Here is a 15,610-nt window from a genome sequence, read left to right as displayed (position 1 = left end):
CACTGTTCCCACGTCAGATTGCTACGGTATGCTTTAGTCATTCGCTCACAAGGTGCTGGTTTCTACAAATCTCAGCCTAAGCTTTGTGAGCTTTCTTACAAAACACCCTACTTTTAAAACATCCTCTCACTAGCAAATTTGCTATCTGATACCTTCATCACGCCACACTGCTGTATTTTCTCAATCTAACTACAAAACTTTACAAACTCTAGAGATAGAGTGCAGTCTAACAATTTATTGTACAGAGTTTATCTGTAGATCTTCCAGTTTGGGCGGAATGAATGAATCGCTTGCTGTAGATCCATCTTACATGGGTAGAACTACAGCAAGACTGCTGTGTATTTCCCTCAATTAGGTTGGATCTACAACAAAGTACCGTGTATCTGCCTAAGCAATCTCAGTAATATATTTGTACCATTCAGATATATTTTATACAAAATTATAGAACTATCTTATGGAGCCTTGTCCCCGAAAGCTGCTCGACCAAGTACGTGATGCAATTCGAGTCAAGCATTACTCCCATAGCACTAAGAAAACCTAGGTTTACTGGATTCGCCCATCCTAACGAGATGAGTACAGCCGAGGTAACGCAGTTCTTAACGCATTTGGCAGTAAACGAACAAGTCGCAGCAACCACTTAGAACCAAGCACTCAATGCCATCATTTTCCTTTACCAAGTTGTCTTGCAACAAGAGTTAGTGGGTATTGATGCAGTTCGAGCGAAGCGATCGCGCTACTTGCCTAGTGTATTAACTTCCGATGAGGTACAGCGTGTCATTTCTCACTTATATGGCAGATGAAGCTTGTAGTTCAACTCCTGTATAGAAAAGATAATTCCATAAGAAATGATAAAAGGATGCTTTTACTTAAAGAACTAAATTGATAAATGTTATTATATTTGTTCTAGAGCAAACCATAAAAAAGCAAAGAAAAGTAATAAACAGATATTTTGGTAAATAATTTAAGATTGTTATCAAGGTGAAACAAAAATGAGTTCAATCAATCAATTAGTTTTAAAAAATGAAACTTATCAAGTATCTTCTAGAAAGTCGTTTTTGGGCATTATGTATTAAAGAAGTTAATCAGATATTAAGAAATAAACAACTCCTTTTTTTACTACTTTTTCCACCAACAATACAACTTCTGATCTTTGGCTTTGCACTGAATGCGGATGTGCAAAACCTGAAACTAGGAATCGTAGACTATGCGAATACTTATGAAAGCCGCGAGTTAGTTGCTGCCTTAACAGAAAACCAAATCTTTATTCCTCACAATTATAGTCTCAGTCAAGAGGAGATTGCTCAACAAGTGCGCCTGGGGCAAATTACAGCAGGGTTAGTGATTCCTCCAAGATTTAATCGAGACTTAGCACAAAATAAAACGGCTGAAGTACAAATTTTTATTGATGGAGTTGATGCAAATACAGCAGGAATTGCTAGCGGTTATGCTGCTCAGATTATTAACCAGTACAGCCGTAGTTTAGATGAAAATCCTGCACCACCTCTGGTACAAGCACAAAGTGTTTTTTTCTACAATCCTGGGTTATTGAGTAGTTGGTTTTTAGTTCCAGGAGTACTAGGAACTGTCATTACACTCACGAGTACGCTTGTTTCCTCTACTACATTGGTGCGTGAAAAAGATTCAGGAACGCTTGAACAATTACTCATGACTCCTGCTGATGCTTGGGAAATTCTATTAGCAAAAATTGCCCCATTATTTGTACTTTTGATGGGAGATATAATATTAGCACTCAGTGTGGCTCGTATCGTTTTTAGAGTACCCCTACAAGGGAGCTTATTGTTATTTCTAGCGCTTGGGGGACTTTATCTATTTGTAGGAATTGGTGTTGGTTTGATGTTAGCGACTTTGGCAAAAAACCAGCAACAAGTAGTCTTAACTTCGTTCTTTATCAATTTACCGCTGATTCAACTTTCAGGGGCGATCGCACCGATTGAAAGTATGCCAGTTTTCTTTCAATACCTTTCCCTACTCAATCCCCTACGTCACTTTGTCGCCATCTCACGCGGGATTCTGCTCAAAGGCGTTGGTATAGATATTTTATTCCCTCATGTACTTGCGCTCTTCACTTTTGTTGTCGTTTTACTAACGGTTAGTGTGAATCGCTTTCGGAGTCAATTGAGTTAGTTGCGAGAAAAGATTCTACTTCGGTGTTGCTTGGTTGTGAGGCGATCGCGCCTGGTTTTGTTGTTGTTAATGCCCCTGCTGCATTGGCATACTTCACAACATATTTGGCAACATCTGAATCTTGCAAGCTACTGATACCTTGTTGATTTAGCTGGTGAACAAATGCTGCTAGGAAACTATCTCCTGCACCTGTTGTATCGACAACTTTGACAGGAAAACTTGGTACTTTACCTTCATTTTCTCCTAAACAATAAGCACAGCCATTTTCACCTGCAGTGATTAATACGCCTTCAATCGATTCCAGACGATAGTTAATTGCTCCTGGATCAAGAGTATTAAACAACAATTCAGCCTCTTCTTCAGACAGCTTAAGAAAATCGATGCGATCGTAGAGTTTGGGAATAATTTGCACTGCAGTCTCTTCACTATCCCAAAATACCGGACGCCAGTTTACATCTAAGATAACTTTGACATTGTACTCTTCTGCCAAGTCCAAAGCACGAAACACACTAGCACGACTTTCAGGATAAGCTAGTTCCAAAGTTCCTAGCACAAGGAAATCTGCGTTTTCAAATAGCTGAACAGGTAACTTATCGGCTTGCAGGTACGTATCTGCAAATTCTTCAGTTTTGAACTCACCAAAGCCAGCAAACGTGCGATCGCCTGATTCTGAACGTACTACATAAACCTGTCGCGTCGGCGCGGTAGAGTGACGTTGTATTCCTGTCGTATCCACACCTACATCTTGTAATAGCTGCACAAGTGCATTTCCAGGTTCGTCTTCGCCTACACAACCCACAAATCCTGATGGCGTGCCCAACTTGACTAAACTACACGCGACATTTGCCGGTGCGCCTCCAGGGTATGGTGTCCATGATTCGACTTCTTCAAGCGATCGCCCAATTTGATCGGCAAGGCAATCGAATAAAATTTCCCCTAGGCACAATACACGCGGATTCGTCATCGGTTCTTACAGCTATTAACTCTGACTTCTACCAGCATAGGAGAGATTTGCGCTTAAGTGCGATCGCTACTGCAATTTAGATTGCATAACCATTTGGTCGCGGCTGTCATTGCACGCATCCACAATGCACCAAGTTGTTAAACTTGATTATTCACTGAACTTTCTATTTAATGAAAATCATTAATTTAAATTATAGTTAAATTTTGTTTGTACTATAACTAAAATCCATAGAGATTTATCTATTTACAAGATTTAATATTCCTTTAATAATTAGTGACATAGACTTAACTAAATCTGCAGTAAAAGCTGTATTCTATTGTTTAACGTACCGCTTGAGCATATTCTTTTATTCCTTAAGGAGCATACTCACTACTTTTACTAGCACGTTTTAGCTTGTGATTTTTTAGCTTATCCGAGTCAACTATTTATACATTTAATCATGCGTAAATAGTGCAAGAAGTTCTGTGTATTTCTTGTTTGATACTTGCATAGAAACACTTTGATTCATCCATAACATAGCCTAAGAATGCAATTAACCAATCGTATCCATTTTCGCAACTTACGCGGTGATTTATTCGGTGGAGTCACTGCTGCAATTGTGTCATTGCCTCTGGCATTGGCATTCGGCGTTGCCTCAGGCGCAGGTGCGCAGGCAGGGCTTTATGGTGCTGTTTGCGTCGGCTTTTTCGCGGCACTATTTGGCGGTACACCGACGCTGATTTCTGAGCCAACCGGCCCAATGACCGTAGTTATAACTGGGATTATCGCAACTCTGGTCGCGAGAGATCCAGAAAATGGCTTGGCAATGGCGTTTACTGTCGTCATGCTGGCGGGGTTGTTTCAGATCCTCTTTGGTATATTCAAGCTAGGGAAATACATCACGTTAATGCCCTATAGCGTGATTTCAGGCTTTATGTCCGGTATTGGAGTGATCCTAATTATTTTGCAGATTGCTCCCTTTGTAGGACAAGCGGCTCCCAAAGGTGGCGTCCTTGGTACAGTGCAAAGCTTACCGCAGTTGTTGTCAAATATTAATCCTGCCGAAGCCATATTAGGGGCGCTGAGTTTGGCAATTCTGTTTTTCATGCCACGCAAATTTAAGCGCATTGTCCCACCGCAACTTGTTGCATTGATTGTCGGAACAGTGGTATCTTTAATCTTCTTTCAAGGAGTTGATATCCGCCGCATCGGTGAGATTCCTACAGGATTGCCACAATTGCAAATGCCCGTCTTTAGTGCCGGACAAATAACAACGATGGCAATCGATGGTGTCGTGTTAGGGATGCTGGGCTGTATTGATACTCTACTCACCGCTGTGATTGCAGATAGCATTACACGCACGCAACACAACTCTGATAAAGAACTTATTGGTCAAGGTATTGCCAACATGGTTTCTGGGCTATGCGGGGGCTTACCAGGCGCAGGCGCAACGATGGGTACGGTGGTTAATATTCAAGCTGGTGCGAGAACAGCAGTATCAGGATTAACTCGTGCAATCATTTTACTCGTTGTCGTATTAGGGGCAGCAAGTTTAACACAACCGATTCCAATGGCAGTACTTGCAGGAATTGCGCTGAAGGTGGGAATTGATATTCTTGATTGGAGTTTCCTCAAGCGCGCGCATCACGTTTCTGTGAAAGGAACGCTGATTATGTACGGGGTATTGTTCCTCACTGTATTTGTTGACTTGATTGTCGCAGTGGGAGTTGGTGTATTTATTGCAAATATCCTTACGATCGAACGACTTTCGCAATACCGCGAGAAAGATGTCAAAGTAATTAGTGATACGGATGATGATATTGTTCTCAATCCCGAAGAAAAGCAGTTACTTGAGCAAGCCAATAATCGCGTATTGCTGTTCTACCTAAGTGGACCAATGATTTTTGGATTGTCGAAAGCGATCGCCCGCGAACATACTGCAATGCAAGACCACGATGTTCTCATTCTAGATTTAAGTGATGTACCAATATTAGGTGTAACAGCTTCATTGGCAATCGAAAATGCCATTAAAGATGCGGTTGATCAAGGGCGCCAAGTCTTTATCGTTGGTGCGACTGACAAGATTAAGCTCCGACTAGAACGCTTGGGTATATTTAATCTCATACCTCCCCAAAATGTCACAACGGACCGCGTAGAAGCCTTGCGACAAGCAGTTGAGCTTGTTTATCGTTCAGGAAAAGGTGCTGTACAAAGCGATCGCTTGGCAGTTGGTCATGGTACTTCTGAAGGATATTCAACTGATGCAACCGATATGCCGCTGCCCCAGTAGTTTGCCGCCTAGTTGCTAATCATCTTTATTGATAGACAACAAATTGCAATCAACAAGCAATTGCGTTGTTAAGGCTATGTTGTGAAAAAAGCTCTTGGGAGTCTTGCCGTGTTTCGACCCCAAGAGCTTTTTTGTTCGTATTACTCCTCACACAATTTGAAGTGTACATCCGCTTCACCTAAACTAGCAGTAGGCTGAATGACACTTTAAGGACTGTCATACGATTTTGGGTAAAAAATGTTTAGCTAGGAGCATTATCTAGCTGAGATGAATTGAACTCAAACGACTTGGCTCGCAACCATTAGTCTTTAAAGCGCAAGCCTCCTAATGCACGAGCTTCGCTAACGCCTCTAGCATTGTTAACCTGATTTTTTCATCATGCGCCAGACGGGCTAGGTTGCAGTTTAAGTCAAAAGGATAACAAGTCGTAATTTATTTAATTTGTCGATAACACCACTTTTCTTTTGAGCATAAATACTCACTCTTCACTTTTCAGAGATTTTCTGAACAGGGCATTGGGAAATTAGGGGTTGGTCGATAGACCAGATCGGTAGTTGATCGACTTGCTCAATAGTTTGCTTAACATAAGGTATGCCATGAGGTGAAATTTCGTTGCCAAAATATCCTTCGGCTCCACTGTGTTCGTAAGAACCAATAATGCAAACAGTGTAACGCCCTTGCCGTCGGGCTTGATTCACTGGAGAACCCACAGTCCAACTCCAGCGGGCGGGAAAGACCACTCGACTAAGATCGGCAATCCAGTCGCGATCTCCTTGCAGATGATAAACGTGTTCTGCGTCGTTAAATCCGGCTCTGCCCTCAAATGTGCCACCGATCGACACTACCGTTAAGCGGGCATTGATCCATTCATTTAGGTGAGCCGTCGCACCTAGGGCAACTTGAGTTCCACCACTCGTACTAATCAAAATTAAGTTAATTGGTCTATCAGATTGCGCGATCGGATATGCCGCATTCATGCGGTCTACGATCGTATGAGCAATGCTTAAGTTATAAATTGGACCATAGCGATCGTCAGCAGAAATTGCAAACCGCCACAAATTACGAACTTGAACTAAAACATTACGCAGTATTCCATCGCTTTCTTTTGATGCTTCCCACAACGGAGTTAATAATTCTTGACTACCAAGATCTTGGTTAAATACCGAGTAAGGAAACACATCTCGTACAACAACACACTGAGAATGGCGTTGTGCAAGCTGATAGATAAAATACTTTTCACCAGGCGTAATCTGATCGGGTGAAAAGTTCCCGACACCAGGCAAAAACACAATATAGCAATTGATGGCTGAGGTGGAAGTGATAGAAGCTTTACGTAGCACATCCGGCTTTTCTTCTTCTGCCAAATTTAAACTCTCGGCAGTTTGGTTAAGCCACCAAACAATTGTACTGAGTGGTGCCAGCATTCCCCACAGCATGAGTAGTCCAGCCATTAAGAGAATGAGCCTAAACGTTGTCCCGCTTAATGTATAAATTGTGCGGCTAATCCACTTTGGCATCTTAGGATTTCTGCGTCAGTTGTTTAGGTTGCAATTTCTTGAGGTTGATGGGAGCGATTTCGTTAGTTGAATCTAGAAAACCAAGATTTCTCGCTAACCTCAATCAGGATAAGCCGCTAATTCGGCTGATTATCGCTGGTACTCACTACGTAGTTGCTCAAATATCAGGAATAATCTGCTATCCGCGTTTTTATTTTTGGGTAATGCACATACGCAAACAACTCTCCCCAGAGAGAAGCCGCCACCTGTCTTTAGGTGGAAGTATTTCAATATAGGTAAAAATAAATTGAGCTGCATGAAGCATTCAATTTAGGTAAGCGTAGCGTAAAGCTAATGCTTGATCGTAGCTATATTTTTACTTTTACACTTAAGAGTTTCTAATCTGCCATTTAATCTACTTGAGCGTCATTAAAAAATATTATTAATGACATATTACAAACTGCCATAAGTTAGCTGCGACTCTCTATTCTCCTTTCAATTCATCAATTTCTAACAAACTGACAATCAAACCAGCAACTGGAACAGCTAGAAAAATACCTAACAGCCCAGCAATTCTTGCTCCGACTAATAAAGCAAAAAATGTAACTACAGGGTTAACATCGACTGAGTTTTGCATGACTCGCGGCGAAATTAAATTATCTTGGATTTGCTGAAGTATAATTGAGGCTGCTAGGACTTTGAAAGCAAGCAAAACATCTTGAGTTAATAAAATAAAAAAAACAGTACCAATTCCTAAAGTCGCACCGATTCCTGGGACTGCATCAATAACTCCAATTATTAAGGATAAAACTAAAGGGGAAGGAACTTGGAGCAAGATAAAAACTAAGAAAGTAGAGGTTGATAGAAATAACATTAAAATTAATTGCCCTCTAAAAAAACCTAAAAGCTTTTCCTCAACTGTATCAGCAAAGTGTTGGCGTGACCTTTCAGGTACAGTTTTCAACACAAAACGCCAAACATTTTTTCCGTTTAGCAGCATAAAAAGAGTGACAACTGCAATTAAAACAAAATTGATAAAATTGGTTAGTGAAGTTCCTAAAAGGTTGAGAATATAAGTAATGCCCGATAAGGCAAAATTTCTGATCTGCTCTCCAATAGCATCTAGATTTAGTTGGAGATTACGAGTTTGTAAGAAAGCCTCTAATTGTTCTAACGAAAAGCCTACAGAGTTACTAATTTCAAGAACTCTATTAATTAATTGTTGTCCTTGAGACAGTATTGCAAAACCGAGAGTGATTGCTAAAGCAATAACTATTAAGAGACTTACCAAGAAAACTAAAATAACGGCAGCTGTGCGGGGTAAAAAACGTCGCAACCAGCGAACAGGATAGTTTAATAAAGCAGCTAAAATGGCTGCAAATGTGAAAATGACAATCACTGTTTCAAAATAAACTAGAAGCTGTAAAAGTGCCCAACCAAAGGCAAATAATAGAAGAAAGCGAATTATAAAAGAATTACTCAGTCGCCGTCGGAGATTGTTCATCATTTCCTCCCCTGATTTCTTCAATTTGACTAACTACAAAAATTAAGGTGAAGCGTTGACCTGTTTCTTTGGCGACAAAATCTTCTCAAAGCCGAACTTGGTTTGGTGTTAAAGTTCCTGCTCGCAGGACATTCAAGCGGGCTTCAGGAGGTTGAGTTACCCAGTTGACATCACTGCTAATTAATTCCACTCGCAAAGAAGGTAATTGTGCGGTTCACTAGCACTTGCTGTATGAGGGCTTCTAATTCGGCTCGCTGCACCAATCTTATAAAGCTCCCACCCAAGCGAATTAGAAGTAGACTGGTAAAAATTATTGTTTGTCTGAGAGCTTTACGCCCGTGATGTAGTGAGATACAACCTGTGGTTAAAAAGACTAGCATACACGAGAGGGTAATTCCTAGTAACTTGGTCAGGTACAGAAGAGTTGCACCTAAGCTAAGTGACCAATCTGCTTGAGACAAACCTAAGCCAATAACACAAATTGGTGGCATGAGCGCGACAGTAATTGCTGTAACAGCTAAGCTAGAGAGATTTTTGGTTTGACTTTGGCATAGCCACTGATTCCTCCTGCTGCGGTAAGCGAAGCCATGCAGTAGGCTTGTCGCAATTCCCAAATCTAGTAAGGTTGGTTCAGAACGGGCTGAAACTTCGCTGCCAAATTGTAGTACTCTCACTAAGAAACCGATTGATCAAGCTAAAACAACTGCTACAAGCGTTAGGATATGTTGGTTTATCCTGGCTACCTGTCATTTTTCACTATTGCCCCTAGCTTCTAACTGCTGAGGAATGTCACAATATAGCGTAACTTTTTTGTAGCTGTGTCGGATAAATCATGACAATGCATCCTGAAATGCAACGTGCCTTTGAACAAAGACGCGTCCTCAAAATTATCAGTGGCTTAAATAACTTTGATTCTCAGCGAGTTGCTGCTACCGTAATTGCTGCCGATCGCGGTGGTGCGACTTTTGTTGATATTGCTGCTGATGCTGAACTAGTAAAGCTAGCACGCAGCTTGACAAATCTACCAGTTTGTATATCTGCAGTTGAACCAGAAAAGTTTGTTGTTGCAGTAGAAGCTGGGGCTGATTTAATCGAAATTGGTAACTTTGATAGTTTCTATGCTCAAGGACGGCGTTTTGAAGCAGCAGAAGTACTGGAGTTAACACAAGCTACGCGATCGCTTCTACCGCAGATCACATTATCTGTTACTGTTCCCCATATTCTGGAACTCGATCAGCAAGTACAACTAGCCGAAGAACTCGTCGAAGCTGGGGCTGACATTATCCAAACTGAAGGTGGAACTAGCACTCAACCAGCGCATCCAGGAACTCTAGGACTGATTGAAAAAGCTGCACCTACTTTGGCAGCTGCTTACGAAATTTCTCGTGCCGTATCAGTTCCGGTACTGTGTGCTTCTGGAATTTCGAGTGTGACTGCACCGCTGGCGATCGCTGCTGGGGCTGCGGGTGTTGGTGTTGGTTCTGCAATCAACCAACTTAACAGCGAAGTCGCGATGATTGCTGCTGTGCGTAGTTTAGTTGATGCTTTAGCTACTCACCGAAGTGGGGTATTAGCGTAGAGTTATAACTAAGTAATTAGCAGTCGGTGGCTAGTGACTAGTGATTAGTGGGAGCGTTGTAGAGTAGGAGTATGGGAGTGTGGGAGAGATTTAATTGTTATTGTTCTTTACTACCCGCCTACCCTCTGCTCCCCGATCCCTGCCCTCTAGTTTGTGAGACAATCTTTCAAGCTATAAATTACCTGATCTTGCTGCTCGATTGTCATTTCTGGAAACATTGGCACAGATATGACCTCATGGCTAGCTTGTTCTGAAACTGGCAAGCTTCCTGGTTGATAACCGAGATTTTTATAGACAGGTTGTAAATGTAAAGCAAGCGGGTAATACACCATTGAACTGACACCGCGTTCTTGCAGCATCTGGCGGACGCGATCGCGATAGCTGCTGTCATTCTTCGCTATCCGAATTGTGTACTGGTTCCATACGCCAACACCGCCCTCAAGTTCGTGTGGAATCGCAACTGTAGGAATATGTGCAAGAAATTCGTGATAACGCTGGGCGATCGCTCGACGTTGTTCGTTCCACTGGTCAAGATAGCGAAGTTTAATTTGTAAAATAGTGGCTTGGATCGCATCCAATCGACTATTGACACCAATTTCTTCATGGATGTAGCGTGTTTGACTACCATGCTCGCGTAACATGCGGATTCTCGCTGCGATCGCAGAGTCATTTGTCGTAATTGCCCCACCATCACCACACGCACCTAAATTCTTTGTTGGGTAAAAACTAAAACAACCAATGTGCCCAATACTACCTACTTTTTGCCCTGCCCACATCGCCCCTGTAGATTGGGCACAGTCTTCAATCACGGCTAAATTACGTGCTTGCGCAATTTCCATCACCGCAGTCATATCTACAGGCTGTCCAAACAAGTGAACAGGCATAATTGCTTTAGTTCTACTCGTAATTGCAGCCTTTACTTTTGCAACATCAAGATTAAAAGTTGCAGCGTCAATATCCACAAAAACTGGCGTTGCACCAACTGCTGTAATCACTTCAGTCGTTGCGAAGAAAGTAAACGGTGAGGTAATCACTTCATCGCCTGAACCAATGTCTAAAGCTTTGAGTGCCAAAAACAACGCATCAGTACCTGAATTACACGCCACACATTCTGCAGCATCTGTATAAGCCGCAAATTGCTGTTCAAAGCCCTTTACTGAAGGTCCACCAATATAACCACCAGAAGCCAAAACTTTTAAAACAGCATCACTTACTTCTGCTTCTATCGTTGTATACTGCCGCACTAAGTCTAGAGGAGGGATATTCACGCTTAGATCCATAAGTATTTAATCTTGAAAATATCAAATCAAATGTCGTGCTACAAGAAAATCCGGTTTCGGCTTCTTTTAAGCTTTTAGAATGAAAAATCTGGTGAGTTGTTTCATATTGGAGAGATTAGGGGTTTAAGAAAGTCGTGAAGTGTTGAGTTATAAAACTTTTTTTGATTCAAAACGTGCTCACGCACCGCTACGCTAACAAAACTGAGAACTCAAAACTCTTTAGGACTCAAAATTCAAAACTCACTCCTCGCCCCTCACTCCTCGCCCCTATTAAAGAAAACTATGGCATCAACAGGTTTAATTAGCTTAGATTTACTCGATTTAGTTTTAGCAGTGGGATTAATTGCGATCGCCATTGGGTTATCTGCTTGGGAAAGAATTGGTTTAGAGTTGAATATCGCGATCGCTGCAGGAAGAACGATTCTGCAATTGTTGGTAGTTGGGTATGTTCTAGCATTTGTCTTTGCAATAGACAATCTGTGGGCTGTTTTGGCGATTTTAGCAGTGATGCTCACAATTGCTGCAATTGTTGCTCGCAATCGCATTAGTAAAAAGATTCCTTTGGTTTTACCGTTAGTCTGGGGAGCAATTTTTTTGAGTACTGCTGTCACGTTAGCTTACACAAATTTGCTCATTATTCAACCCCTGCGATGGTATGAACCACAGTATCTCATTCCTCTTGCCGGAATTGTCTTCGGTAGTGCAATTAACGGCGCAGCGATCGCCGGAGAACGCCTTGTCAGTACGATTAATGCGAGTCACTTAGAAATTGAAACGCATTTAAGTTTAGGCGCAACTCCCCAACAAGCTGTCGCACAGTACCGTAGAGATGCCATCAAAGCTGGACTCATACCAATTTTGAATCAAATGACAGTCGTGGGAATTGTAACTCTGCCAGGAATCATTACAGGTCAACTGCTGAGTGGTGTCGATCCGCTTGATGCGGCATCATACCAAATCTTAGTTTTGTTTATTCTTGCCTTCGCCAACTTAATGACCGCACTATTGGTAACGCGAGGGCTATGTCGTCAGTTTTTTAATGCTGCGGCACAATTGATTAGATGATCGTGTTATCAAAGTATTTAATTTCGCGATCGCCAGATTTTGATCGTTCTGTCACCGCTGACGCTAGCAAAAGTTTTTCCGTCTGAGCTAAAAGCAACAGCTAGAATGCGCTGGGTATTTTCCAGAAAGTCGCGGATTGTTTGTCCAGTTTTGATATTCCACAATTTTACAGTTTTGTCCCAACTACCACTAATTAGAAACTGACCATTTGGGCTAAAAGCAATTGAAGTCACTTCTTGTAAATGTCCTGTGAATGTGCGGAGTACTTTTCCTGTTTGCACATCCCATAGTTTAATAGTCGTGTCTCCACTACCACTAGCAAGTGTTTGACCGTTTGGACTAAAGGTCATGGAATATATCGGCTTTGTGTCCTTGCCAAGAACGCGCAGCAATTTACCAGTGTCTGAATTCCACAAATCAATAGTTTTACCTAAACCACTACTGGCAAGAGTTGTGCCGTCTGGACTAAAGCTAATTGCAGTAATCCATTGCTTACTAGCAATTTCGCAGCGCAGATCTCCAGTTTCGACGTTCCATAATTTAATTCGTTTGTCGCCACTACTACTTACAAGAGTTCGACTATCAGGACTAAAAACTACAGACGTCACAATATCTGAATGTCGAGCTAAAGTTTTCAGGAGAGTTCCTTTCCTCCAGTTCCATAATTTAACGCTGCCATCAAGATGTCCACTTGCCAGAAATTTGCCATCTGGACTAAAGGCAACTGAGTTGATTTGCGCAGTATTCTGAGTCAGGGTATGTTCTAAAGTTTGCGCTTGTAAATTCCAAATTTTAATTGTTTTATCAGCACTCCCACTTGCCAGAAATTGACCATTAGGACTAAAGGCGATCGCACGCACGGGAAGAGAGTGCCCATTTTGTTCCGAGCCAATCGTATATAAATTAACAGTTCCTTTTTGCCAAGAAGGTGTTTTTACTTGGTTGATTGCAAATTGCTGAGAATTTTGAGCTATTAGTTGGTTGAATTGAGAATCTGGGTAAGATAAAACACTTGCAGGATTAGGAAAAACAGAAATTGGCGCTATGAGTAAAGCACTCAGGTGAATTAAAAGTTTTTTTGGAGACATAACAATTAAGAAAGTTTTGAGTTGAGGAATTTACGTAAAAGTAGGAAGAAATGAACCACAAAGTACACATTCCCTGTAGGGGTTGCCGTTAGCCGCAGGCGTTAGGCTAGGTCGCAAAGATAATAAGAGGTTTAAAGAGATTTTGTGTAATTTATAGGGTGTAGCGGATTAAGCCTTGTTTACCGAGTTTCTACTTTCCATCCAGAAGGTTTGGTACGGGTAGGATTTGCAGGTTTAGCAGCTGTTCGGGGTTTAGAACTTGAGCGCGTTGGTTGTCTGGAGGTACGAGTGGTAGAACGGGTAATACGGGTTGGCTGTCTAGACGTACGAGTGATGGTGCGATTGCGTGTAGTGTTGGTTGCAGCAGAAGTCACTGGCGATCGCGTTGTTCTTGCAACTTGAGGCTTGGGTTTAGTTGCAGCAATCTGAGTTTCTGCTTCCTTAACAATTGGCTGAATTTTTGCTTGCCAATAAGAAGTACTATCCATTTTTGCAACTTCGTCAAGAACCGCTTGCCAATTCTTTTGCTCTAAAGCTTTTTGTGCTGCTTGCCAGTGAGAAGTATTTTTTCCCCATTCTTGCTGCCATTGCTGAATTGCGGCTTGAGATTTGCTATGAACTGGGCTATCTGCAGAAATAACTTTAGCGATCGCGATCGCTTCGTTGAGGTTGCCAAACTGATATTGATTTTGGGCTACGTCAAGAATATTGTTAGACCATTGCCCAATTGAGTGCTGGGCTTGTTGATAATTTGCAGCGTCTTGAGGGATTTTACTAGCTGCGGCGATCGCGGCTTGAAAACTGCGATTAGTTGCTAAGTTTTGCGCTTCAGCCAACTGACATTCTTGAATGATTGCTTGTGCTTGAATAAAGAAAATAGAATCTTTAGGTAGTGTAGGATTTTGATTCGCACACTCTTGGTAATTTCCTTGGTTTTTTAAAGCCTGCAGTTGCTCTAGTGCTTGATGGCTCATTGCTCGTGGTTGCCAAAATACAGTATAACCAGCAACCATACTCATCACTGCAGCAGTAATTCCTGCTCCAAACCACAAATGATATGGCCTGTGTAAGAGGGTAGCAAGATAATTTTTCTGCAGTTTAATTTGAGTGAGTGATTGATTGACTGTTGTTACCTCTGGCTTTGCTTCTTTATTTGATGATGTTGGCGATGAAAGAACTGTCAGTTGCAGCGAATTAAGTTTTTGTGGTGGTTCAGCAGTGATGACAGTAGAGGGTGTTGGAATTTTTGCCTGTACTGATGAATTGACACTAGCAACTAGAATGGCTTTTTGAGAGGAATCAGGTGTTTGAGACGTATGGAGTGGTAATGGTACAACTACAGTATCCGAGTGGATTTTGTCTCGGTTAATGATGAGTTGGAGTGCTTGTAGTGCTTCTGCTGCTGTTTGGTAGCGTTCTTTGAAATGATAGCGCACCATTTTTGATAAGATTGCTGCTAGCTCATTACTGATCTGCGCCTGATGTTGCCAAAGCATTTCACCTGTATCAACATCTTCTTCTAATTGGGAAGGATGTAGCCCAGTAATGGCTTGAATAGCAATGATGCCCAGTGCATAGATATCGCTGTTAGGGCGCGGTTTTCCCCGTCCCTGTTCTGTAGGCATATAACCAGGAGTGCCGATCGCGATCGTTGCACCAGTTTGTTCTGGCATTGCTGCAACTTGCATCCAGGCTTGCTTAACTGAACCAAAGTCAATTAAAACTAATCGGTTATCCTCCTTTCTTCTCATCAAATTGCTAGGCTTGAGATCTCGATGAATCAGTTTATAACTGTGTACAAATACCAGAATTCCTAAGACTTCTTGCAACAGTTGCAAAACTTGACTTTCATACCAAGGCTGACCAGAGATTAATTCCTCACTTAGGGTATTGCCATTGATAAATTCTTGTACTAGGTAGAATTCTTGATTTTCTTCAAAATAAGCAAATAAAGTAGGAATTTGAGCGTTTTTACCCAACTGTTCCAGCGTTTCTGCTTCTGATTTAAACAATCGTCTCGCACTTTCTAGCAAGCCACGTTCGCTACTAGCAGGTTTGAGATGCTTAACAACACATTTGGGATAATGCGGTCGATGAATATCTTCAGCAACATAGGTTTCGCTAAAACCTCCCGCAGCTAGGATTTCAGTAACTCGGTAACGTCCGCCTAGTATCTTGCCTATCATCACCCGTATCTCCAGCAAGTTTTAATTTCTACTT

12 protein-coding genes are annotated in these 15,610 nt (G+C 41.8%); 5 read left to right on the top strand and 7 right to left on the bottom strand.

The annotated features are described in order from the left end of the window. Window positions 1–494 precede the first annotated feature (494 nt). Together CSQ79_RS28530 and CSQ79_RS26590 are read left to right on the top strand one after the other, a co-directional pair. Window positions 495–641 (top strand): hypothetical protein, encoded by a 147-nt coding sequence (locus CSQ79_RS28530; RefSeq protein WP_289501585.1) that lies wholly within the window; start codon window positions 495–497, stop codon window positions 639–641. A 379-nt stretch (window positions 642–1,020) separates the two neighbouring features. Beyond that, entirely contained in the window at window positions 1,021–2,145 is a 1,125-nt protein-coding gene (locus tag CSQ79_RS26590; RefSeq protein ID WP_099704122.1) for an ABC transporter permease, read from the top strand. On the opposite strand, the gene CSQ79_RS26585 is transcribed toward CSQ79_RS26590, so the two are convergent. Next, entirely contained in the window at window positions 2,111–3,109 is a 999-nt protein-coding gene (locus tag CSQ79_RS26585; protein ID WP_099704121.1) for a carbohydrate kinase family protein, read from the bottom strand. The genes CSQ79_RS26590 and CSQ79_RS26585 overlap by 35 nt on opposite strands. A gap of 526 nt (window positions 3,110–3,635) precedes the next feature. On the opposite strand from CSQ79_RS26585, the gene bicA reads away from it, so the two are divergent. After that, the gene (bicA, locus tag CSQ79_RS26580; protein WP_099704120.1) at window positions 3,636–5,378 is read left to right on the top strand and encodes a bicarbonate transporter BicA; all 1,743 of its coding nucleotides are present in this window, start codon (window positions 3,636–3,638) and stop codon (window positions 5,376–5,378) included. A gap of 485 nt (window positions 5,379–5,863) precedes the next feature. On the opposite strand, the gene CSQ79_RS26575 is transcribed toward bicA, so the two are convergent. The 3 genes from CSQ79_RS26575 to CSQ79_RS26565 form a co-directional block, all read right to left on the bottom strand. Continuing rightward, window positions 5,864–6,895: a hypothetical protein gene (locus CSQ79_RS26575; RefSeq protein ID WP_099704119.1), complete on the bottom strand. Its 1,032-nt coding sequence runs from the start codon at window positions 6,893–6,895 to the stop codon at window positions 5,864–5,866. Between the two features lie 463 nt (window positions 6,896–7,358). After that, window positions 7,359–8,381: an AI-2E family transporter gene (locus CSQ79_RS26570; RefSeq protein ID WP_099704118.1), complete on the bottom strand. Its 1,023-nt coding sequence runs from the start codon at window positions 8,379–8,381 to the stop codon at window positions 7,359–7,361. Window positions 8,382–8,554: 173 nt separating this feature from the next. Continuing rightward, window positions 8,555–9,052 (bottom strand): DUF389 domain-containing protein, encoded by a 498-nt coding sequence (locus CSQ79_RS26565; RefSeq protein ID WP_289501584.1) that lies wholly within the window; start codon window positions 9,050–9,052, stop codon window positions 8,555–8,557. Window positions 9,053–9,210: 158 nt separating this feature from the next. Here CSQ79_RS26565 and CSQ79_RS26560 point away from each other — a divergent pair, with 158 nt between their 5' ends. Then, complete coding sequence (locus CSQ79_RS26560; protein WP_099704116.1) at window positions 9,211–9,957, top strand: DUF561 domain-containing protein; 747 nt, start codon at window positions 9,211–9,213, stop codon at window positions 9,955–9,957. Between the two features lie 146 nt (window positions 9,958–10,103). On the opposite strand, the gene CSQ79_RS26555 is transcribed toward CSQ79_RS26560, so the two are convergent. Next, window positions 10,104–11,237, bottom strand: a complete 1,134-nt coding sequence (locus CSQ79_RS26555) for a DegT/DnrJ/EryC1/StrS family aminotransferase (protein WP_099704115.1) — start codon at window positions 11,235–11,237, stop codon at window positions 10,104–10,106. A 282-nt stretch (window positions 11,238–11,519) separates the two neighbouring features. Between CSQ79_RS26555 and CSQ79_RS26550 the strand changes: the two genes are divergently transcribed. Beyond that, window positions 11,520–12,302, top strand: a complete 783-nt coding sequence (locus tag CSQ79_RS26550; protein WP_099704114.1) for an ABC transporter permease — start codon at window positions 11,520–11,522, stop codon at window positions 12,300–12,302. A 17-nt stretch (window positions 12,303–12,319) separates the two neighbouring features. Here CSQ79_RS26550 and CSQ79_RS26545 read toward each other — a convergent pair whose 3' ends face one another. Next, on the bottom strand, window positions 12,320–13,390 hold the full coding sequence (locus CSQ79_RS26545; RefSeq protein WP_099704113.1) for a WD40 repeat domain-containing protein: 1,071 nt from the start codon (window positions 13,388–13,390) through the stop codon (window positions 12,320–12,322). A gap of 179 nt (window positions 13,391–13,569) precedes the next feature. Then, window positions 13,570–15,576, bottom strand: a complete 2,007-nt coding sequence (locus tag CSQ79_RS26540) for a serine/threonine-protein kinase (RefSeq protein ID WP_099704112.1) — start codon at window positions 15,574–15,576, stop codon at window positions 13,570–13,572. Between the last annotated feature and the right edge of the window lie 34 nt (window positions 15,577–15,610).

Origin of the sequence: Gloeocapsopsis sp. IPPAS B-1203 (assembly GCF_002749975.1) — a bacterium.
Classification (GTDB): domain Bacteria; phylum Cyanobacteriota; class Cyanobacteriia; order Cyanobacteriales; family Chroococcidiopsidaceae; genus Gloeocapsopsis.
The sequence above is the reverse complement of the archived record's forward strand: the minus strand, read 5'-3'. Positions and strand labels throughout refer to the sequence as shown.

Bases quoted from the DNA above. Each gene is read 5' to 3' on its own strand.
- CSQ79_RS26540 (WP_099704112.1), bottom strand. From the start codon at position 15,576: ATGATAGGCAAGATACTAGGCGGACGTTACCGAGTTACTGAAATCCTA.
- CSQ79_RS28530 (WP_289501585.1), top strand. From the start codon at position 495: ATGCAATTCGAGTCAAGCATTACTCCCATAGCACTAAGAAAACCTAGG.
- CSQ79_RS26550 (WP_099704114.1), top strand. From the start codon at position 11,520: ATGGCATCAACAGGTTTAATTAGCTTAGATTTACTCGATTTAGTTTTA.
- CSQ79_RS26555 (WP_099704115.1), bottom strand. From the start codon at position 11,237: ATGGATCTAAGCGTGAATATCCCTCCTCTAGACTTAGTGCGGCAGTAT.
- CSQ79_RS26585 (WP_099704121.1), bottom strand. From the start codon at position 3,109: ATGACGAATCCGCGTGTATTGTGCCTAGGGGAAATTTTATTCGATTGC.
- CSQ79_RS26590 (WP_099704122.1), top strand. From the start codon at position 1,021: ATGAAACTTATCAAGTATCTTCTAGAAAGTCGTTTTTGGGCATTATGT.
- CSQ79_RS26575 (WP_099704119.1), bottom strand. From the start codon at position 6,895: ATGCCAAAGTGGATTAGCCGCACAATTTATACATTAAGCGGGACAACG.
- CSQ79_RS26560 (WP_099704116.1), top strand. From the start codon at position 9,211: ATGACAATGCATCCTGAAATGCAACGTGCCTTTGAACAAAGACGCGTC.
- bicA (WP_099704120.1), top strand. From the start codon at position 3,636: ATGCAATTAACCAATCGTATCCATTTTCGCAACTTACGCGGTGATTTA.
- CSQ79_RS26570 (WP_099704118.1), bottom strand. From the start codon at position 8,381: ATGATGAACAATCTCCGACGGCGACTGAGTAATTCTTTTATAATTCGC.
- CSQ79_RS26545 (WP_099704113.1), bottom strand. From the start codon at position 13,390: ATGTCTCCAAAAAAACTTTTAATTCACCTGAGTGCTTTACTCATAGCG.